Origin of the sequence: Methanococcoides sp. LMO-2 (genome assembly GCF_038432375.1) — an archaeon.
Lineage (GTDB): Archaea > Halobacteriota > Methanosarcinia > Methanosarcinales > Methanosarcinaceae > Methanococcoides > Methanococcoides cohabitans.
The window spans coordinates 325,594-346,761 of record NZ_JBCAUS010000006.1; the positions used below are offsets into that span (position 1 = coordinate 325,594).

Consider the following 21,168-nt stretch of genomic DNA (forward strand, 5'->3'; position numbering starts at 1 on the left):
ACCTCACATAGGACAATGTTTATAAGTAGAAAGATGTATGAGAGGGCATCTGAAACTAAAAAGCCTAAATTCCCATCATAATTTAACATAAAAAATGATTTCTGACAAGATTTCCGGTGGGGATTTGCCAAGAAAGAGAGACAAGGCGCTCTTCTTCTTTTAAGAATTAGATATAATTAACAGGTAATCACCATGGAATCATTTAAAAACTTGGGGATCGAAGACGCGATCCTGAGATCAATCGAAGAAAAATGTTTTGAGGCTCCCACTGAGATTCAGGAAATGGCTATCCCGCTTATCCTGGAAGGAAAGGACATCATCGGAGGAGCTGCTACCGGATCCGGTAAAACGCTTGCTTTTGGATGCGGCATCATCCAAAAGATCGAAAGAGGACACGGTATCGGGGCTCTGGTACTGACACCTACAAGGGAACTTGCCGAGCAGGTTCATAACTCACTGAAAGAATTCTCACGTCATAAGAAACTTAAAATTGCATCCGTTTACGGCGGAGTTGCAATTGGACCACAGGTCAAAAAGCTGGAAAGGGCAGATATTGTTGTTGCAACCCCCGGAAGACTGCTGGACCATATAGGAAGAGGAACCATCGATCTGGACAACGTGGAAATGCTTGTTCTTGATGAAGCGGACAGGATGCTTGACATGGGATTCATCGATGATGTGGAAGAGATCGTACTGGAATGCCCGGATGACAGGCAGACACTTCTGTTCTCAGCAACCGTTTCAAAGGATATAAAATACCTTTCACGCAAGTACATGAACGATCCACAGAAGGTCTTTGCAAAGGCTCATGTGGACTCCAGCAAGCTTGAACAGACCTATTATGATGTACCAAAGCCCATCAAGTTCTCACTTCTTGTTCACCTCCTGAAAAGTGAGAAATCAGGACTGGTAATGGTATTCTGTAACACAAGAAGCAATGTGGACTTCGTCCAGAAGAACCTGCGTAAGAACGGTGTTGATGCTATTGCCATACACGGCGGTCACACACAGGCAAAGAGGAAGAGCACACTCAGCAAGTTCCACTCCAGTGAAGCACATGCACTTGTCTGCACAGATGTTGCTGCACGTGGCCTGGATATTCCTTACGTATCACACGTCTACAACTATGATATCCCTGAAGATGTGAATGAATATGTTCACAGGATAGGCAGGACTGCAAGGGCCGGCAGGGAAGGAAAGGTCATTAATGTTGTCACAGACAGGGAAGCAGATGCTTTCGGAAAGTTAGTGAGACATCACCGGAAATTCACGATCACAAAGGAAGATGTACCTGAGGTCGAGAGAGTCGTTATAAAGGACGAAAAGAACAAACGCCATGACAAGAACAGCTTCAAGAGAGGTGGGAAGAAGTCTGGTGGCCGTGGCAACTTCAAGAAAGGTGAAGGTCGCGGAGAATCAAAGAAGTCCGAAAAAGGTGAAGGCCAGAAAAGACGGGACAGACGTGAGAGGTCCGGGAAAACTGAAAGATCAAATGACCGTAAAGGATTCAAAAGTTCTGGCGAATCCAGGAAACCAAAAGGAAAGACCGGATTTAAGAAGCGTACGGGAGTAAAGGTCAGAAAGGAGTGACCATACCGGTCACCTTTTTATATAAATATAATCTAGTTTTTTACATGACCTGGTTTGTTGCAGATGCAGTGGGTGAATCCTTCAAAAGAACAAGGAAATGCCTGCTGGAACCATTCAACCTGATGAAATGGTTCAAACTTGCCATCATCGTCGCCCTGGCAGGTGGCGGGGGAAGTTCCGGATACAACGGTTCAACATCCGATTACCAAACCAGGGAATTACCACAACTTCCTTTTTTTGATCCGGCAAACGGAAACCGATTCCTTGACCCGATCACATCCATGCAAGATCTTCCGATCATAATTGCGATCATAGGATCCATAATACTATTGGTCCTCATTTTCTGGTATATCTCATCAGTAATGGACTTCGTCCTTGTAGAATCCGTTACAAAAAATGAGGTGAGGTTGCGAGAGTACACTAGAAAGTATATGAGAATGGGTTTGAACCTCTTTGTAATGCGTCTTGTACTGGCAATTGGATTCTTTGCCATATTTGCCATGGCAGCATTACCAATGATCCTGCAGATAATAAATGATCCATCCGGCAATTTCTGGCCGATGTTGATAGCCGGAGGATTAAGTCTTATTGCAATCATATTGATGATATCTATTTTCAGTTCCATCATTTACTCTTTCATATATCTGTGCATCCCTATCGCAATGTATGATCAAGTGGGAATAATCGAGGCACTGGAAAAAGTAGTTGCAACTTTCAGGCAGGACTGGAAACAAATTATAGGATACTGGGCAGGAAGATTTTTGTTGTGGGCAGGTGGTGGAGTTGCTTTCGGCATACTTGCACTCACCATAATACTGATACCAGGTTTGCTCTTCCTGCTCATCGATGGGATAATCTACTTTATCCTTTCTGAAATACTCCAACAGAGCATTATCTGGCTGGCCCTTGCACCGTTTGCCATCATAGAGATAGTGTTGCTGATAATGCTTTCAATTATGGCAATTATGCCATTGCATATCTTTATGAAATACCATATGCTGGTGTTTCTTAAGAAGTGGAGACCACTTACGACGATCCCTTTCTTTGAGCTCACAGATGAGAACTGAGTCTGTTCTCACAACCACTCGTTTTAGTATTTAGTAAGAAGACCAACCGGATACGGCATAGAGATAATATCATTTGAATAGCTAGCAGCTTAAGCGAAAAGCTACTGAAAATTAACTGTTGAAAGTACAAACTTGTTGAAAACACAAGTTATTGAAATAACAGTTATTGAAATTAAACAAAGAAAAAAAAGATTGGTGATACTCGCATAATGCGAGCATCGGTTTTGAAAAGAATTATCCGAAGAGTGCTCCGAGACCAGCCATGCCGCTCTCTTCTTCTTCAGCTTTCTCTTCTTCTGCAGGTGCTTCCTCAGCTGCTTCCTCAGCTGCTGCTGCAGGTGCTGCTGCTGCTGGTGCTGCGACTGCTGCGGTTGCCATTGCGTCTGCGATGTCAACGTCCTCGAGTGCTGCGACGAGTGCCTTTGCACGTGCTTCGTTAACGTCTACTCCTGCTGCAGTAAGTACTGCAGTAACTGCTTCTTCTGTAATGTCTTTCTCAGCGTTGTGTAGTAAAAGTGCTGCGTATATGTATTCCATTGTAAATCACCTTTTATGTTATTAGTATTAGTTTTTGATAGTAGTTTATCCAAAGAGTGCTCCAAGACCAGCAGCCATGCCGCCCTCTTCTTCCTCTTCTTTTTCTTCTTCCTTCTCTTCAACGACCTCTTCAGCTGCAGATTCAACTGGTGCTGCGGATGCAGCTGCTCCAAGTGCCTCTTTCAGCTCATCGTCTACTGCGCCTTCATCCTTACCGGATGCTACTGATGCAACAGACAGCATCTCGCACTGTGCCTTGCCAAGCAATGAGCCCATGACATCTGGCTCGAATACTACAGCATTGATACCAAGGTTCTTGGATTCTGCAGCTGCCTTTGCAAGCAATGTGCTGATGTTCTCGGATGTTGGATAGACTGCGTTGACAGACAGGTTGAATGCCTGCTGGCTAGCCTGTACGAAGTCTGCGAAGACCTGCTCCTCGTCAATTGCAAGGACGTCAGGAGTGAAGATAGAACCCTCTTCCATAACTGCTCTTAGATCAAGACCAACTTCAAGTGGATAGATCTCCAGCCTTGTAAGCATGGCTGCGAGCTTCTGGGATACGGCCTCTCCGGCCTTTGCGACCGCGGATGTCTCCCTGACCACAACCTTGCCGCCGTCGATAGCAGCAGGAATGCCTGCAGCCTGCAGGTCACCGAGTATAGGTCCTGGTGGGAAGCTTGTTGGGCCTGCTTCCACAATAATATCATTTGGAGTTACCATTCCGCCTTTGATAGGGGAAGGGCTCTTGCTCTTCTCAAGCAACTTGAAGAGTTTGAAAGGGTTCTGTTCTGTGAATATCAGTGCAGTCTGAACCTCGATAAAATCATCCATCTTCTTGATATCATCGGATGACTCATCAAGTGCTCTCTTAATGAGAGTGTTCCTGGACACCTTCAGGACAGCAACATCCTTAAGGCTCCTTCTCATTGACTGAAGCTGCTTTGCAGGAATGCCACCAATACCCACGACACCTACTAATGGATAGGATTCGATGAGGTTCTTTATGTCCTCAATCTCGTCTTTCTTCCATTTAGGAATATGCTCACTGTGGTGAACTTCTGCCATTATACCAACCTCACAGATTTACCCATCGTGGTTGTAACATAGACCGATTTAAGGTTATGTTTACCTTTTTCGAGTGATTGTTCGATCCTGTACAGAACTGTCTCGATGTTCTCTGCCAGTTTCTCGACATCCATGTCCCTGCGACCGACTGATACGTGGAAGGTAAGTCTGTCTTTTGACCTTATACGAATTGAGTTCTTCGTACTGTTGATAAGATCTGTTACGTTCTTATCAGGTGTTAAAGGTACAGGCATCTTTCCACGAGGACCGAGAATTGCACCGAGGGTCTTACCGATCAGAGGCATGTACTGCACTTCTGAAATGAAGAAATCGCACTCATTTGCAAGACTTCTTGCTCTGGACTTGTCCTCGCCAAGTTCCTTGATATCCTCTTCGGTCAGAACATAGTCTGAACCAGCTTCTTTAGCGTTGAGTCCAACTTCACCCTTTGCAAAAACAGCGATCTTCAGGGATTTACCAAGACCGTTAGGAAGAATGATCTCTTCATCCACACGATTCTTTGGTTGACTCATATCGAGGTTCTTTAAGTTGATTGCCAGATCCACACTTTCGGAGAACTTACGCTCCGGTGATCCTTCGACCAACTCTTTTACCATATTTAATGTAGTCTCTTCTACCATTCTATTCCTCCCGTAGTTAATGAACAAATGTTCAGATACCGGGTCTTAACCCGGCATCCGGCGGGCACACAGCATTGCATGCCAACCGATGCGGCCGCTGCGGCCTACTACGGTTAAAGTAAGGAGATTTTCATCTCAATTACGAGCACTTCAATAATGAAGCAATTATTTTAAACTTATCGGTCAGCCTGAGAGGCCGACCAAATTATTTGGATTTAATATCAGATATCAGTCCAATTACCATGCTTCTGCTGCAAGAGCTTCGTCGAACTGGCCCTCATCAACAGCTTTCTGGCATTCCCTTGGATCAAGACCTTCTACAGTTACGCCCATTGGTACGCAAGTACCCATGACCTCTTTCACTGCAGCCTTGAGGGAATAGGAAAGGATATCATCCTTCTTCATACGAGCGATCTTTGCAGCCTGTGCAATCTTAAGATCGCCAACATTGACGGTACCGGACTCGCCGGAGCCTTTCTCAATGTTAAGTTCCTTAAGGATCAATGCGGATGTTGGTGGTGTTCCCACTTCGATCTCGATGCTCTTGTCATCGTCGACAATTACCTTAACAGGAACCTGCATTCCATTGTAATCTTTAGTTTTTTCGTTGATCTGGTCGATCACATCTTTGATATTTACACCAAGAGGTCCCAATGCCGGACCAAGTGGAGGTCCCGGATTTGCTTTACCTCCAGGAACCAAGGCTTCTACAACACTTGCCATTAGAGATTCACCTTTTTAAATTTTGTAATTTAAGTTTTGTTTATAAATATAAGCATACGTTACGGATCAGGATCATTCCTCTTCCTTACTAAGTATCCGTACAGTATCACCACGTATAGTTATAGGTATTGGTACGACAGCATCGAACAACTCGACCGTGATCTCCTCGTGGCCTTCGTCAACACGCTTGACACGTGCCTTCTCGCCCTTGAAAGGACCGGAAGTTACTTCGATAATTGCACCTTCGACAATACCGGTAACGGTTGGTTTTGGTGTAAGGAAATGTTCGATCTCCGCTATACTGGACTGACCTTTAACAACAGCCCTTGCATGAGGAACTGTCTGTATAGCCTGTTCCACAGCACCAGAATCAGATGATTCCAGAAGTACATATCCTTTAAGTTCATCAGGAGCGATTATTGCCCTGATATCAAGATTGTCCTTCCTGGCAACCTGTGCCAGCATTCCGGCAACTGAGCGCTCTTGATTAGCAGTTGTCTTAACAACAAATATAGCGGCATCTTCAACCATAAAGTTACACCCACTTTGGTACTTCTGTCAGCAGTATATAGATGACAAAGCCAACAAAGCCTATCACTAGGATACCAGCGCCAGCGACCTTGGATATCATGGAGAACTCTTCTCCCGAAGGCTTTTTGGACAATTTCAATACCCTCAGGTATGACTTAAGGACTTGACCGACATTGCGGTTAATCTTAGGCGCTTCAAACATATTATCTGCCAAACTTCTCACAACCAGTTATATTGTATATGATTGATCGGGGTGATCAAATCGGGAATACCAACACCTCGATCATAGTATAAATTAGTAGCGGCGTTTAAATAACGTACTATATAAAATACCTTTCGATTCGATCCCTGCAACTGAGGCATCTCAAATTAAAAAGAGAAGGAGATCACTCCTTTTCATTTTACAAAATCGATACCATATTTTCGGGTAACGTTCTGGGAACTTCCGCTTCCATAGATCTGCGGAGATTTTACACCGGTCACAACAAGCATTGTGCGTACGGAGTGTTCAAGCTCCGGATCAACCTGGGCACCCCAGATCAGTCTTGCGTTAGGATCGATCCTGCTGTAGACTTCCTGTACAACGCTCTCTGCTTCTGCAATGGTCATATCGGGACCACCAACAACGTTCACAAGAGCAGATGTAGCACCGGAGATATCCACATCAAGAAGCGGGCTTCTCAGGGCCTTCTGGACAGATTCCACAGCCTTGTTCTCACCGTCTGCCTCACCAAGACCTATCATTGCCACGCCACCGTTCTGCATGACGGTCCTTACATCAGCAAAGTCAAGGTTCACAAGACCAGGCTTTGTGATAAGTTCGGTAATACCTTTCACAGCCCTCATAAGAACTTCGTCGGATACCTTGAAAGCAGCCTGTAATGGCAACCTTGGAACAACCTCGAGGAGTTTGTCATTAGGAACTACGATAACAGTATCTGCAACGTCCCTGAGCCTTTCAAGTCCTGCCTCGGCATTAGTGCGCCTTACCTGACCTTCAACAGCGAATGGAAGAGTTACCACAGCGATCGTCAGTGCACCTGTATCACGTGCAGCCTCTGCAACAACCGGAGCGGAACCGGTACCGGTACCTCCACCGAGTCCTGCTGTAATGAACACCATGTCAGTGCCATCTACGATCCCACGTACCTCGTCAATGCTTTCAAGTGCAGCATCTTCGCCGATCTGTGGCAGACTGCCAGCACCAAGACCTCTTGTCTTTTTCTTACCGATAAGGATCTTACTCTCGGTAGAAACATTCAAAAGATGTTGTGCATCCGTGTTTATTGCAACAAGCTCTGCGCCCTTGATACCTTCCTGTGCCATGCGCTGAGCACTGTTCGAGCCACCGCCACCGCAACCAATGACCTTGATATTTGTCTGCAGATCTCGTAACATTGCTTCGAGTTCCGCATTGATGTCATTCTGTTGTGGGGCAACGGAACGTATATCCCCCTCTTCTGCAGATCGTGCCAATGCCTCTTCTACTATGGATTTCATAACTTATCCTCCACTATAGCGAAATGATCAAATGTATTATTAGTATTATACAGTACTACTGCAATACACATGTTAGATTTCTATAGAATTTACCACCATTAAATCAAAAGATTGCGTTATTCAGCACAAAACTTTTATTGACCCTCTCACGTACCATCCCTGGCTCGATGATCCTTCCATCTACTGTAACTGGTTCGCCTCCAGCCAGTTTCCCGAACATGGGACCGGGAGGAACTCCCATCTTACGTGCGAGATCGGGGTTGAACCTATCATCCGTAATGCACAATACATTTTCATCGAAAATGTATTCAGTATCATAACGTTCTTTTAGTATTTTAATGCATTCGTTTAGCATAAAAGTAAGGAAACTCTCCGCATCTTGCTTCCAGAAAGTAAAGAACACATTTGAAACAGTTGCATCCCCCAATTCGAAGTACACCATATCCGAACTCTGGAGCACTTTCTTCAAAGCTGCAAGATCAACAGATTTTGTAAGCTTTATCAGCTGAGGGTCCATCTTAACTGTTGTGACGGACACATCATCCAGATCCCATTCATCAGATCGCTCCTCATTAAGCCTTTTCCTGAACCCATCGGAGAACTTCACACGACCTGAAGGATCATGCTCCCTTACCTTGTCCAGAAAGATCCTGAAATCGCCCAGGTGGAGACCTTTCATCTCCATGATGTCACTTTCCCTCAACAGCTCAAGACCTGATGCTTCTGCCAGATCACTGATCTTCTTCCTGTCCTTAGATGACATGGACTTCCTGTCACAGTACACAAGATCAGCACCGGATTTCTCAACTGCCTGCCTGAAAAGTTCCTCGTCCACATGCTGTATCTGGTAATCCGGGAAGTTGTGACCGAATGTCACATCCGAACCGAAAATTAGGTTCGTCTGCCTTGCAGCATAGTGCCCGCCACCAAACCCAAGTACCACAGGACATACCTCCTGCTTTACCCCAAGAATGGCACGTGCAACAATAGCACCTGCATCAGTGTTCACCCATTCGGATTCCGAACTTCCTATCTCCGCATACACCGAAGGAACGCTCAGGTCCGAAGGACCATGGTGTGTTGATTCCATGGATACGTCGAACCCGATATCATCTGCCTTTTCAGACATTGAAAGCAAAATGGAACGCAAAGCAAAAGGAGCGGTCATTGCCAGCTCCCCCGGATTTCCACCAAAATCAGCAGATCCCGGGTTCCCTGTGAAATGGGATGTAAGCAAACGCCTTCCATCCGCACTCCTGTGCTTGGAAGCAAAGACAATGAGATCACATGGCAACCCTGCTTCCTTTAACTTCCTATCGATCCCATCCTGGTAAATATGATGTTCTTTGACCTCAACGATCCGGAAATTTCCACTTTCATAGACCTCGGACACGTCTTCGACCAGAGGCAAAGGAACCTCCGGTTGATCCCATTCCCGTAAATTAAGCAAATGACCTTTTATGTTCTGACCCGCCATATCGACAGTAGAACAGATTATGATTATGTTGGCAGGATTTTCCTTATCGATTGTTTTCTGCATGATCAAAGAGCTCCAATAGTGAGTTGTTTTCTAGTTTCACGCCTCATTTTTAATTAATACCTAACTCACAAACTTTTCACAACAATTAGAATAGCACAACTAATAATCTTTACCGCCTGCATATCGCAGGACATGAAGATCATAACTTCAACATGTCCAATACCCACCTGCTGATACCAGGAGCAACATTTCCGCACCTTCGATAACCTGTAACTTCAAGCCCCATTTCCGAACAGTGGTCGATAACTTCTCCGACATCTTCCCGGGCCTTGAACGTATAAAAATGCAAATTCCCACCATGTTTCACAAGAGGGAGCACACCCTCAAGGAAATGGTCCATCCCGTAAGGTGTCGGAATGATCGCCCTGTCGAACTTTGTTTTCAGGAGGTTTCCGATACATGATGCATCTGCAAGTACAGGAGCGATATTATCCCCCACATGGTTCAGCCGGATATTCTCAGCCAGCCACTTGCAGGCTGCAGGGTTCTTCTCAAGTGCAATGACCTTTGCGCCCTTTGCTGCAGCGGGAATTGCAAACGGCCCAACCCCGCAGAAGGGGACCAGTACATCCTCACTCTCACGAACCATGGAAGCTACCCTTTTTCTCTCAAAAGCAAGCCTTCCGTTAAAAAAAACATCATTTAGGTCCATCCTGTACCTGAATCCGAATTCCACATGCGTCGTTATCGAACTGTCACCAAGCAGAAGCTCGTACCCTGCAACCCTGTGGTCACCTTCCAGCTTCGTCACCTTGTTGAGCACTGACCTGATGTTACCTCTTTTTGAGGAGATGTACTCTGCAACAGGGACCTTATGACCCTCCAGCTCAGGAGGGATCGATACAACTGCAACATCCCCTATGGCATCAAAACGTTTTGGGACCAGATGACATAGATCTTCAGGAATACCTTCGGGACATTTAAAGTACTTCATTGGAAAGCTTCCGTAATATGCAGAAACCACAACCTTCCAGGGATCATCAGTAAACTCTTGTAGATTTGATGTTCATAAATTCATAGAATCCGAACTTTGAAAGTTCTCTTCCGATTCCGCTTTTCTTCACACCACCAAACGGCATGTTAGCCTGTGGTCTGAAAAAACCATTCACACCAACAACACCGGCCTGGATCTGACAGGCAAGGGAGGATGCTTTCACTTCATCGGAGCTCCAGACACTTGCACCCAGCCCGAACTCAGTTGCATTCGCGATCTTTAAAGCCTCTACCTCATCATTAACTGAAATGATAGGAGCTATAGGGCCGAATGTTTCTTCCTTCATGACCTCCATTTCTGTGGTCACATTTGACAATACCACCGGTGAGAAATAGTAACCTTCACCTTCCACAATCCCACCCTCAAGTTCCACTTTTGCACCCATTGAAACTGCTTCATGTACCTGTTCTTCAAGCAGTAAGACTTGATCCTCACTTACCAGCGGCCCAAGGTCTGTTTCAGGATCTATTGGATCGCCACGCTTAAGCGCACGGGTCTTCTCCACAAAGAGGTTTGTGAACTCATCCACAACTGATTCGGCCACAATGAAGCGCTTGGAAGAGATACAGGTCTGTCCCGTGTTGATAAAACGGCCTGCAACCGCGACCTTTGCCGCCTCCTCGAGATCTGCATCATCCAGTACGATGAAAGGATCACTGCCACCGAGCTCAAGGACACATTTCTTCATGTTCCTGCCGGCTGCTTCAGCCACCTTCTGACCTGAAGGCAGGCTGCCGGTGAATGAAACTGCTGCAATCTCCGGCCTTGTGATCAGTGAGGATGCCGTTGCACCGTCCACGAGAAGGGTCTGGAACACACCTTCCGGAACTCCTGCCTTCTCAAAGACATCCTGGATCTTGAGGGCACACATAGGAACATAACTGGAATGTTTCAGCAACATTGTGTTGCCGCCTGCAAGTACATGGGAAGCAGCACTCAGGACCTGCCAGATCGGGAAGTTCCAGGGCTTGATGGCTAGAATGGTACCCATGGGCTCAAATGATATCAGGGCAGAGGGATCATCATCCACTACCTCAGGCTCCATTAGGGATTCAATGTTCTCTGCAAAATAGTCGAACATGGTAGCGCATTTCTCAACCTCAGGAAGGGCCTGTTTTATGGGTTTGCCCATTTCCCTTGTAATGGTCTCTGCAAGTTCCTGCTTGTCCTTTCGAAGCACAGCAGCCACTTCCTCGAGATAAACTGCCCGCTCTGCAGGAGCAAGTGAGCTCCATTCAAGAAATGCATCACCTGCTTTTTTGAGGATAGTGTCGACCTCCTCAGGAGAGTGCATCTCAAACTCACCATTGACCTTCCCTGTAGCGGGATTGACCGATATCATCGAATTCATGGTTGGGAATTGTTACTGATTCGATATAAGTGAGGCGGATTTGAACCTGATATCGCAAGATCATACCAGCCCACTTCATGACACATAACACCAGATCAAAGCTTAACGACCCTATTAAGAGAAAGCTACATACACTTAAGGTTGGAAGGGGTCAACCGAATACATATAAATGCATAAACTCCAAATATATCGTCATGCAGCAATTACTTGACACAGCAGAGAAGATCAGGACGATGGAAATACGTGGAGCAGGAAGAATAGCTGAAGCCGCTTCTGCTGCACTTCGTGATTATGTACTGGACCTGAAGGTCACCAACATAAAGGATTTCAACAAGAAGGTCGACGAGGCTGCCAATATCCTCATCCAGACAAGACCTACAGCCGTATCACTCCCAAATGCAGTTCAGATCACTAAACGCCACACTTCAGAAGATGTTGCAGGAGCAAGGGAAGAGATACTGCACAACGCAGAAGTATTCCTGAAGCAGGCAGGAGAAGCTCTTGAAAGGATGGGAAAGATCGGTGCCAAAAGGATACATGACGGCGACGTCATCATGACACACTGCAACTCCCACGCAGCGCTTTCTGTTATATCCACAGCCTTCAAACAGGGCAAGGACATCTCGGTCATTGCGACTGAATCACGCCCAAGGAGACAGGGATTCATTACTATAAGGGAACTGAACGACTACGGAATCCCTACCACATTGATAGTGGATTCTGCTGTCAGGTATTGCATGAAGGAGGTCGACACCGTAATAGTCGGTGCGGATGCCATTACGGTAAATGGTGCCCTTGTGAACAAGGTCGGGACCTCACAGCTTGCACATGCTGCACATGAAGCAAGGAAGAATGTGTTAAGTGTTGCTGAGACCTTCAAGTTCAGTCCGAACACCATCCTTGGAGACATGATCGACATCGAGGAGAGATCTGCAGACGAAGTCATTGATCAGGAGATCCTTGCAGAGCTTCCAAATGTTAAGGTAAAGAACCCTGCATTCGACATAACGCCTGCTGAATACATCGATATGATAATCACAGAAGTAGGAGCATTCCCCCCACAGATGGCATACACCATCATCAAGGAACATCTCGGATGGGAGCTCTCACATATGGGATAAAAGTGATCAATAAAAAGATCACTTTCCTTTTTTCACATTAATCAAAACAAAAACAGAAAGATTGAACACCGATCACTCGACGATCATTCCAACCGGACTTTCCTCATAATAACTTGCCAGTTGCTTTACAGTGTCTTTTGAAAATGTTTCCTCTGTGCCGAAAAGTATGCTCGAGAGGGAAGGTCTATTAATATAATATACTGCAGGTTCACCTTCGATGCCACCAAGTTCGGCGGCTGCATCGATAGCATCATACAGATTGCCAAAGTCATCGATCAACCCGATCTCTTTTGCTTCCGTAGCAATATAGATACGGCCATCTGCAATATCCTTCACCTCGCTCTTCGTCATATTACGGTGCTCTGCAACACTGGTGATGAACAGGTCATATACCTTCAGAACTACAGTGTCAGCATACTCCTTCTCCTCAGATGTAAGGCCTCTCCAGTCGCCGCCCATGTCCTTGAACTCACCAGACTTGGAGATGTAGAAATCTATTCCTTCCTTATCATAATACTCCGAACGGTTCGTGTAGACCCCGATCACACCTATGCTTCCGGTTATGGAAGAAGGGTTTGCCAGGATAAGGTCGGCAGGTGCGGAAATATGATATGCGGCACTTGCAGCCACATCGCCCATGGAAACTACAACCGGGATACCCTGAGCCTGCACATTCTCGATCTCAGTGATGATCTCCTCGGCAGCTGCCGGCGATCCGCCTCCGCTGTTCACCCTGAGAACAATGGCCTTTACACTCTCATCGGCTGCCGCTTCACGCAGGCTGTTACAGATATCCTCGGATGTTGCATATCCAAAACCTGAAGGGAGATTACCTGTAAGCATGGTTCCCTGGACGTAGATCACTGCAACCCTGTCATCGTGAGTGTAGATCTCGCCACCAAAGGACAGGTAAATGACCGCAAAACTTCCACCGATTATCAGCATCAGAGCAACGAACAATGCAGCATACTGCAACTTGTGACTCTTCTTTGGAGCTGGTGGAGTGACAGGAGGTTCTTTTGTCACGGCCGGAGATGGTGTACTTTCCCCGGTACCTTGAACCCTGTCGGAGACCTTTACATCTGGCTTTCCGACTGGCCCTTCACTTACCTCTACAGGAGGATTATATGCTTCGATATCTTCTCCCGGAGACTCATCCGAAGGCACAACAACGTTTTCCGTCATGTCACCGTCCTCATGAACGTTGTCCAGTATCTCCGTATACTCGGGTTCAGGGGTCATCTCAAATGCCCCGAGATCCGGTACCTCCTCGGTGGATTCTACCAGAACCTCTTCCCGAAGTTCCTCTGTATCATCTTTTCTGTTAACGGGTTCTTCACTATCGGTCATTAAATACCTCTGAGATATATTGTAAATTGACCTGAACATTCAAAAAGCTTCTCTTACTGATACTATAAGCGAAATATATTTTATTATTGCACGCCATGCAAAAGGAAACTAATGATAATGGAGATAAAAGATGTCCAAATTCCCATCAGATGAACCGGTCCTCGTAACATGCGGACTGCCATATGCAAATGGAAAGGCACACGTCGGCCATTTGCGTACATATATCCCTGCGGATATATTCACAAGATCCCTCCGAAAAACAGGACAGGAGGTCACTTTCGTATGTGGTTCCGACACTCACGGAACACCTATCGTATTCAACGCGGAAGAGCTGAACACAACCCCAAAAGAGCTTATCAAGATATATCACAAGCATTTCGATGAGACCTTCAAGCAGATGGGCGTGATGTTCGATGCATTCGGCACGACCGATGACCAGACAAATCACGACCGCACAACCGATATTGTCAACAAGCTCATCGAGAATGGCTACGTTTTCCCGAAGACCATCGAGATCGCATACTGCCCTTCATGCGACCGCTTCCTTCCTGACAGGTATGTGAAAGGAACATGCCCCCACTGCAAGGAAGAAGCAAGGGGAGACGAGTGTGACCAGGGATGCGGTAAGCATCTTGAGCCGGGAGAACTTGAGAGCCCGACCTGCACAACATGCAACGGACCTGCTGAATACAGGAGCCAGGAACACTTTTTCTTCAAGCTGTCCGAGTTCAAGGATTATCTTATAGAGCACCTTGAAAACCTTGGAGGAACACTCAATGCAAGGAACTACGCCCTTGGATGGGTCAAGCAGGAGCTCACCGACTGGTGCATCACAAGGAACCTTGAATGGGGAGTGCGCTTCCCGGGTCATGATGACCTTGTGGTCTATGTTTGGGTGGATGCACCTATCGGATATATCGCATTCACTGAAGAATGGGCAGAGGCAAATAATGAGAGCTGGGAAAAGTTCTGGAAAGAAGATTCCCGCATCGTTCACTTCATCGGCGGAGATATCATATACCACCACTGCATCTTCTGGCCTGCTATGCTCAAAGGTGCCGGATACACCCAGCCCTGGGCAGTTGTTGCATCAGGAATGGTGAAGATCGAGGACAAGACGTTCTCAAAGAGCCGCGGATATGTGGTATGGGTAGGAGAGGACTACCTTGACCACGGATTCCACCCGGACCTGCTCCGTTACTACCTGGCAAGCTACACATCCCACACCAAGGAACTGAACTTCTCATGGGAGGTATTCCAGGACAAGATCAACACCGAACTTGTAGGTGTTTTCGGAAACTTCCTCTACAGGACGCTCCTGTTCACACACAAGAACTTCAAGGAGATCCCTGCAGGCGACATCAAACAGGAGACCCTGGATGAGATCAATTCCACCATCGAAGCTGCAAACGAGGCCATGGAGAACTATGAGTTCAAGAAATATGCTGACGCTGCTATGGCACTTGCATCATACGGAAACAGCTACTTCCAGTCCAACGAACCATGGAAGCTCATAAAAGAGGATAAGGATGCATGCGGAGAGGTTGTTGCGAACTGCATCCAGCTCGCAAAGGCACTGTGCCTGCTCTTTGAGCCGATCCTGCCGGAAAAAATGGAAGATGCATGGAAACAGATCGGAATGTCAACCGATGTACACGAAGCAGGATATGCCGAAGCTACAGAGCTCGTAAAGGCCGGCACACCACTTGAAAAACCATCCATCCTCTTCGAGAAGATCGAGGATGAGAAGACCGAGCAGATGGAAGCCATTGCGTCTGCAAGAGTTAAGGAAGCCATTGCAAAAGAAAGTGGCAAGGAAGAAAAAGAAGAACCTAAGGAGATGAAAGAACTGATCACATTCGACGACTTTTCAAAACTTGACCTGAGAATAGGGACCATTGTTTCCGCTGAGGAGATAAAGAAATCCAAGAAACTGCTCAAGCTGCAGGTCGACCTTGGCGAAGAAGAAACACGCCAGATAGTTGCCGGTATCAAGGAATCACACTCACCGGAAGAACTTCCTGGCAGGCAGGTACTTGTACTTGCAAACCTCGCACCTGCAAAGCTCTGCGGAGTGGAGTCCAACGGCATGGTACTTGCAGGAACCGACGAGGACGGCAAGGCTATCCTGTTGCAGCCTGAGAAAGGTACCGGTGCCGGAAACAGCATAATGTGATCATCCGATCACATTTGTTAAGATAACTGATATTCAAAAACTCTAAAAATCAAAAAAGGAGAAATTATCTCCTTTACTTCTCCATCAGCATCTCAAGATAGGATGTCCTGATGGAATCCTCTTTTTTTATTCCGATATTTTCAAGGAAATCGAACAACCGTTCCCTGTGAAGATCAATATCCGAATCTGCCACGGTTTCCACTTCAACGAACTCTCCAAGACCATCAACCGAATCAAGGCAGATGGTAATGTCTCCGTATCTATAGATATCACGTGTCTTTTTCACAATACCGGATTCAAAAAAACCAAGGGAGACAAGAATGCCCTTTGCAGCTGTCCCGTCCACAGGAGTCTCAAATTCCTCCCTTGTCTTGGAGATGCTGTCGAGCTTCCTGCCCTTGTATGTCATGCGCGTGCCGCCGTTGACACTGCGCAATCTCAATGCTTCGTCGGTCTTAGCAAAATCACGATGAGGTGCATTGTAATACACATCAAGGTGATCTTCAGTGCGGACCTTGAGTGCGCCCATTTCCAGTATCCTGCCCAGGACAGGACCATGGTCGGCACGCACTTTGATCTCGATCTCTATCATCTTATGCAGGAACGTATTTGGTTCCGTAGTAGATCATACCCTTGTCACCGCTCTCGCCGAGCTTCCTGAACACAGGTTTGACCCTCATACCAATATGTGCATCCTCGGGGTTGCAGACGACCTGGCTTGTGAACCTTGGCCCCTCGTCCAGCTGGATGATTCCAAGAACATATGGAGCCTGGTGTTCAAACCCTTCTGCTGCTGTGTGGATGACAGTGTATGTCACGATCTCTCCGGGACCGGAGAACTTGTGTGACTCGATCTCCCCGTCACGCCTGCACTTGGGACAGACGTTACGTGGTGGATAATAGTATGTATCACAGGTCTTGCAGTGTGTTCCGACAAGGTTGTACCTGTTGATCTGTTTTCTCCAGAATCTTGCTACAGACATCGATATCACCTCTCCCTCGCTAGAATGTGTACAACTGCGGTCGCGCCGGAACCTCCGACGTTGTGGGTCATTCCAACCTCTGCGCCATCGACCTGACGTCCGCCGGCCTCACCGCGCAACTGCTGAGTTACCTCTACCACCTGCTTGATACCGGTAGCACCTACAGGGTGACCACATGCCTTCAGACCACCGGAAGTGTTCACAGCGATCTTACCTCCGATTGCTGTCTCTCCCTCTTCGGTCATCTTTCCGCCCTCACCTTTCTTTGCAAAACCAAGGTCCTCGATAGCACATATCTCGGCAATGGTGAAACAGTCATGGACCTCTACAAGGTCGATGTCTTTGGTAGTCATCTTTGCCATCTCGAATGCACGCCTGCCTGCTGCAACGGATGCATCCAGTGTTGTGATATCACGACGGTCATGCAGTGCAATGGTGTCGCTTGCCTGTGCTGTTGCCTTTATGTAAATAGGAGTGTCGGTGTACTCGTGTGCGATCTCCGCAGGTGCCAGTACAACTGCTGAAGCACCGTCTGTGATCGGGGAGCAGTCGAATATGTGCAGTGGATCTGCTACCATGATAGAGTTCAGTACGCTGTCCACTGTAATTGGGCTCTTGTACTGTGCGATGGGGTTCATGGAACCGTTCTTGTGGTTCTTGACAGCAACTTCTGCCATTTGTTCACTGGTGGTGCCATACTCGTGCATGTGCATCCTTGCGATCATTGCATAAAGGCCAGGGAACGTTGCACCCATTATGCCTTCCCACTCACGGTCTGCCGCTGCTGCAAGAGCTGCAGAAGCTGCTGTGGATGAGACATCGGTCATCTTCTCGACACCTGCTGCCATCACAATGTCCTCATGCCCTGAGGCAACTGCCATCACAGCCTGCCTGAATGCAAGTCCGCCTGAGGCACATGCTGCTTCAACACGTGTTGAAGGAACATGAAGGTCCAGTGACAGACCTGAATAATCTGCTATCAATGCACCAATGTGCTCCTGTTCAACGAACTGTCCGCCACTCATGTTACCGACATACATGCCATCAAGCCTGTCGCCGCTAACTCCTGAATCCTCAATAGCTCCGACACCTGCTTCCACAACGATGTCCCTGAAGGAGCGGTCCCACATTTCTCCGAACTTTGAGTTCTTTACACCAATAATTGCTACGTCTCTCATATCAACACCCCTCATGCGAGCCTGATCTTTCCTTTGTGTTTGGCATACATTGCATAGTCCATGTAGATCGGATCTGCCAGCAGTCCTTCAACTGTTGGTGCTGCATCGCGGACCTCATCGATCTTGTCGGTAACCCTGAGACTGAATGCATCTCCACCTGCACCTGAACCGAATGCTGTTGCGAATATCCTGTCACCTGGTTTTGCCTGGTCAAGTGTTGCGGCAATGCCCATCATGCATGAACCTGAGTAAGTGTTACCAAGCCTTGGCACGACCAGACCCGGTTTGATCTGCTCTTTGCTGAATCCCAGCATCTTGGCGACCCTTGAAGGGAACTTGCCGTTTGGCTGGTGGAAGACAGCGTTATCATAATCTGAAGGTGATGTACCCATCTTTTCCATCAGGCCCTTTGCAGCACCACTAACGTGCTTGAAATATCCCGGCTCACCGGTGAACCTTCCGCCGTGCTCAGGATAAGGCATACCTTCACGCCTCCAGAAATCAGGAGTATCAGTGGTAAATGAGTAGGTGTCCTCAATAACTGCCACCATCTCAGATTCCTTGTTACCTATAATGCAGGCGACACCACCTGCTGCTGCAGTGTATTCCAGTGCATCGCCAGGTGCTCCCTGGGAAACATCTGCGCCGATGGCCATTCCGAGATCCACCATTCCACTGGAGACCAGACCCATACATGCCTGGATAGCAGCCGTACCTGCCTTACATGCAAATTCAAAATCAGCTGCTGTCATGGCAGGAGTTGCCTCAATTGCCTCAGCCACAATGGTACTGGTAGGCTTTACAGCATAAGGATGGCTTTCAGAACCGGTATATACGGCTCCGATACGTTTGGGATCTATGTTGTTTCGTGCTACTGCGGACCTTGCAGCCTCAACTGCAATCGTAGCAGTATCCTCGTCCAGGTCAGGTACTGATTTTTCATTTACCATCAGTCCTGCACTGAGAATATCTGCATCATCTCCCCATACACGGGCGATATCTTCTACTTTTATCCTGTATTTTGGGATATAAGCACCATACGAGACAATCCCTACACTCATTCTTTTATTCACCTGTTTGATGTATTATAATTCTCAAGATCTGTCTGTAAAAAGAGTTTTTCACTCGATCACATGATACTGGCTGTACTTCTTCAGGACATCCACCAGCTCATCAATATCCATTGTCGTTGCAAGAAGTGGTATCCTGTCTATCTCTGCCATCTTCCTTGCCATTGGGTCGACCTGATTGCCCCTGATACCATGAATGACCACTGCACCAGGTTTCAGGTTCGTCACACGGATCGCCACCATAGGAGACTTTCCGGTAGATACTTTCGTGAATACCAGTGCACGCTCAGTACTCCAGCCATACAATTTCTGGAACTCATGTGATGAAAGTTCAAGAATAGCCTTTTTACTGTCCACAACAGTGAAACCGTAAAGCGGTTTTTCTACCCCTTTGTTCACAACATCTGCCTCGATCAGGGTAGCAAGCTTTGCAAGCTGTATAGGATATGTATACTCATATGTGGCATACACAGCCTTTGCGCCCGGATCGGTGTAAAGCATACCTTCATAGCTATGGATCTTCTGCCCACCTTTGGAGGTATCTATCTCCAGAAGCGCATCTACGATCTTGCTGACAATAAGAGTACCAGGGGATTTCCTCCTGCCGCTTTCATAATCACTGATCACGGAAGGAGATACACCAAGATAACCTGAAAGATCGGTCTGGGCAATATCGAAGTTCAATCTCCATTTCTTCAAAGCCTCACCTGGCTTTTCAGATAATGTGATCTCACCTGCCATCTTTTCAGCCAGACGCTGACGGATGTTCTCATGGGCCATATCTTCGGTCATGCTTCTTTAAACAAGAGGGGGAATCTGCATATATATTTAGCGAAAGGGTTTTCGACAATTGCCGAATAAAAATCCTTATGTTGTTCAAGTATTTATAAAATGCCGATAATGTTCTATAAATCATGCCCTTGATAAATCTCAAACTGCATGCAAATGTTTCGGAACTTATCCTTTACCTGAAATGTCCCAGACAGGTATACTACACACACCGAAAGCATGAGCTTGCAACAGAGATCACTCCTGAATACCTCGAGCACATGATGTTGAAGGAACTGGCCATTGGCTACCCGGATGCCATTGAAAGAGCTACAGATGAAAGCCAAGGTATCCGTTATGAACTTAACATCGAAATGGAACGTGTGAAAGGCGAGCTTGAACTTATCTATTCTACGGAGTTGAGGGACCTTCCCCACAAAGTGCTTGAAACTGCTGAGAGCGTTGTAGCCGAACAGATCGAAAAGATCGCAACGAACCTTTCAGAAGCCATCAGCGAATATGGAAAAGAAGAAGTCATACGGAGGATCAGACCATACCGAACAGAACCGGTACTCCACTCCGATAAACTGAAGCTCACCGGGATACCTTCCGCAGTTATACAGTACGGGGAAAAAATGATACCGCTCAGCATCAGGACAGGCAAATGCCCTGATTCCGGTGTCTGGAGAAATGACAGGATACACATTGCAGCCATTGCAATGCTCCTGGAGGAAAACTACGGAGACAGCGTGGACCATGGCTTTGTCCAGTATGCAAGACATGGGAACATCCGCCAGGTGAAGATCCGACCTGAAGACCGCAGACAGGTCCTGAAGATCAGGACCCGCATAGATAATATAAAGGATGGGACCTTGCCTGAAAGGAAAGAGAATCCCGCCTGCAGCTATTGTAATTTCACGCAGTTCTGCACATCCACAAGATCATCGCTTGCATCCAGGCTCTTTTGAAATGCGACCTGC

General features: G+C 46.9%; 21 protein-coding genes. 5 read left to right on the plus strand and 16 right to left on the minus strand.

The window, feature by feature from the left end:
* Positions 1–210 precede the first annotated feature (210 nt).
* Both WOA13_RS09235 and WOA13_RS09240 read left to right on the plus strand, forming a co-directional pair.
* Positions 211–1,590, plus strand: coding sequence for a DEAD/DEAH box helicase (locus tag WOA13_RS09235; RefSeq protein ID WP_342127610.1), 1,380 nt, complete (start codon positions 211–213; stop codon positions 1,588–1,590).
* A 44-nt stretch (positions 1,591–1,634) separates the two neighbouring features.
* Positions 1,635–2,657: a DUF7544 domain-containing protein gene (locus WOA13_RS09240; RefSeq protein WP_342127611.1), complete on the plus strand. Its 1,023-nt coding sequence runs from the start codon at positions 1,635–1,637 to the stop codon at positions 2,655–2,657.
* Positions 2,658–2,891: 234 nt separating this feature from the next.
* On the opposite strand, the gene rpl12p is transcribed toward WOA13_RS09240, so the two are convergent.
* The 10 genes from rpl12p to WOA13_RS09290 all read right to left on the minus strand — a co-directional run bounded on the left by rpl12p (position 2,892) and on the right by WOA13_RS09290 (position 11,542).
* Positions 2,892–3,194, minus strand: coding sequence for a 50S ribosomal protein P1 (rpl12p, locus tag WOA13_RS09245; RefSeq protein WP_342127612.1), 303 nt, complete (start codon positions 3,192–3,194; stop codon positions 2,892–2,894).
* A gap of 45 nt (positions 3,195–3,239) precedes the next feature.
* Positions 3,240–4,265: a 50S ribosomal protein L10 gene (locus WOA13_RS09250; RefSeq protein ID WP_342127752.1), complete on the minus strand. Its 1,026-nt coding sequence runs from the start codon at positions 4,263–4,265 to the stop codon at positions 3,240–3,242.
* Positions 4,262–4,903: a 50S ribosomal protein L1 gene (locus WOA13_RS09255; protein ID WP_342127613.1), complete on the minus strand. Its 642-nt coding sequence runs from the start codon at positions 4,901–4,903 to the stop codon at positions 4,262–4,264. Before WOA13_RS09255 ends, WOA13_RS09250 begins: the two co-directional genes overlap by 4 nt.
* Before the next feature lie 237 nt (positions 4,904–5,140).
* Complete coding sequence (locus WOA13_RS09260; protein WP_342127614.1) at positions 5,141–5,626, minus strand: 50S ribosomal protein L11; 486 nt, start codon at positions 5,624–5,626, stop codon at positions 5,141–5,143.
* Between the two features lie 72 nt (positions 5,627–5,698).
* The gene (locus WOA13_RS09265; RefSeq protein ID WP_342127615.1) at positions 5,699–6,157 is read right to left on the minus strand and encodes a transcription elongation factor Spt5; all 459 of its coding nucleotides are present in this window, start codon (positions 6,155–6,157) and stop codon (positions 5,699–5,701) included.
* A gap of 4 nt (positions 6,158–6,161) precedes the next feature.
* The gene (locus tag WOA13_RS09270; protein WP_342127753.1) at positions 6,162–6,359 is read right to left on the minus strand and encodes a protein translocase SEC61 complex subunit gamma; all 198 of its coding nucleotides are present in this window, start codon (positions 6,357–6,359) and stop codon (positions 6,162–6,164) included.
* Between the two features lie 194 nt (positions 6,360–6,553).
* Positions 6,554–7,657, minus strand: a complete 1,104-nt coding sequence (gene ftsZ / locus WOA13_RS09275; protein WP_048204453.1) for a cell division protein FtsZ — start codon at positions 7,655–7,657, stop codon at positions 6,554–6,556.
* 103 nt (positions 7,658–7,760) lie between these two features.
* Positions 7,761–9,197, minus strand: coding sequence for a D-aminoacyl-tRNA deacylase (locus WOA13_RS09280; protein ID WP_342127616.1), 1,437 nt, complete (start codon positions 9,195–9,197; stop codon positions 7,761–7,763).
* Positions 9,198–9,336: 139 nt separating this feature from the next.
* A complete protein-coding gene (locus WOA13_RS09285; protein ID WP_342127617.1) occupies positions 9,337–10,131 on the minus strand; it encodes a class I SAM-dependent methyltransferase in 795 nt (264 codons plus the stop codon).
* Between the two features lie 46 nt (positions 10,132–10,177).
* The gene (locus tag WOA13_RS09290) at positions 10,178–11,542 is read right to left on the minus strand and encodes an NAD-dependent succinate-semialdehyde dehydrogenase (protein ID WP_342127618.1); all 1,365 of its coding nucleotides are present in this window, start codon (positions 11,540–11,542) and stop codon (positions 10,178–10,180) included.
* Positions 11,543–11,736: 194 nt separating this feature from the next.
* Here WOA13_RS09290 and WOA13_RS09295 point away from each other — a divergent pair, with 194 nt between their 5' ends.
* Positions 11,737–12,663, plus strand: coding sequence for a ribose 1,5-bisphosphate isomerase (locus WOA13_RS09295; protein ID WP_342127619.1), 927 nt, complete (start codon positions 11,737–11,739; stop codon positions 12,661–12,663).
* 72 nt (positions 12,664–12,735) lie between these two features.
* Here the strand turns inward: WOA13_RS09295 and sppA are convergent, their stop codons facing one another.
* Complete coding sequence (gene sppA / locus WOA13_RS09300; protein WP_342127620.1) at positions 12,736–14,013, minus strand: signal peptide peptidase SppA; 1,278 nt, start codon at positions 14,011–14,013, stop codon at positions 12,736–12,738.
* A gap of 130 nt (positions 14,014–14,143) precedes the next feature.
* On the opposite strand from sppA, the gene metG reads away from it, so the two are divergent.
* Positions 14,144–16,189, plus strand: a complete 2,046-nt coding sequence (gene metG / locus WOA13_RS09305) for a methionine--tRNA ligase (RefSeq protein WP_342127621.1) — start codon at positions 14,144–14,146, stop codon at positions 16,187–16,189.
* Positions 16,190–16,262: 73 nt separating this feature from the next.
* Here metG and cyaB read toward each other — a convergent pair whose 3' ends face one another.
* Genes cyaB through WOA13_RS09330 form a run of 5 tightly spaced genes read right to left on the minus strand, consistent with a single transcriptional unit; the run spans position 16,263 to position 20,212 of the window.
* On the minus strand, positions 16,263–16,781 hold the full coding sequence (gene cyaB / locus WOA13_RS09310) for a class IV adenylate cyclase (RefSeq protein WP_342127622.1): 519 nt from the start codon (positions 16,779–16,781) through the stop codon (positions 16,263–16,265).
* Between the two features lies 1 nt (position 16,782).
* Entirely contained in the window at positions 16,783–17,172 is a 390-nt protein-coding gene (locus WOA13_RS09315) for a Zn-ribbon domain-containing OB-fold protein (protein WP_342127623.1), read from the minus strand.
* Between the two features lie 5 nt (positions 17,173–17,177).
* Entirely contained in the window at positions 17,178–18,350 is a 1,173-nt protein-coding gene (locus WOA13_RS09320; protein ID WP_342127624.1) for an acetyl-CoA acetyltransferase, read from the minus strand.
* An 11-nt stretch (positions 18,351–18,361) separates the two neighbouring features.
* Positions 18,362–19,411, minus strand: coding sequence for a hydroxymethylglutaryl-CoA synthase (locus WOA13_RS09325; RefSeq protein WP_342127625.1), 1,050 nt, complete (start codon positions 19,409–19,411; stop codon positions 18,362–18,364).
* 60 nt (positions 19,412–19,471) lie between these two features.
* Positions 19,472–20,212 carry a helix-turn-helix domain-containing protein gene (locus WOA13_RS09330; protein WP_342127626.1) on the minus strand — a complete coding sequence of 247 codons (741 nt, stop codon included), beginning with the start codon at positions 20,210–20,212 and terminating at the stop codon, positions 19,472–19,474.
* A gap of 122 nt (positions 20,213–20,334) precedes the next feature.
* On the opposite strand from WOA13_RS09330, the gene WOA13_RS09335 reads away from it, so the two are divergent.
* On the plus strand, positions 20,335–21,156 hold the full coding sequence (locus WOA13_RS09335; RefSeq protein ID WP_342127627.1) for a CRISPR-associated protein Cas4: 822 nt from the start codon (positions 20,335–20,337) through the stop codon (positions 21,154–21,156).
* Positions 21,157–21,168 lie beyond the last annotated feature (12 nt).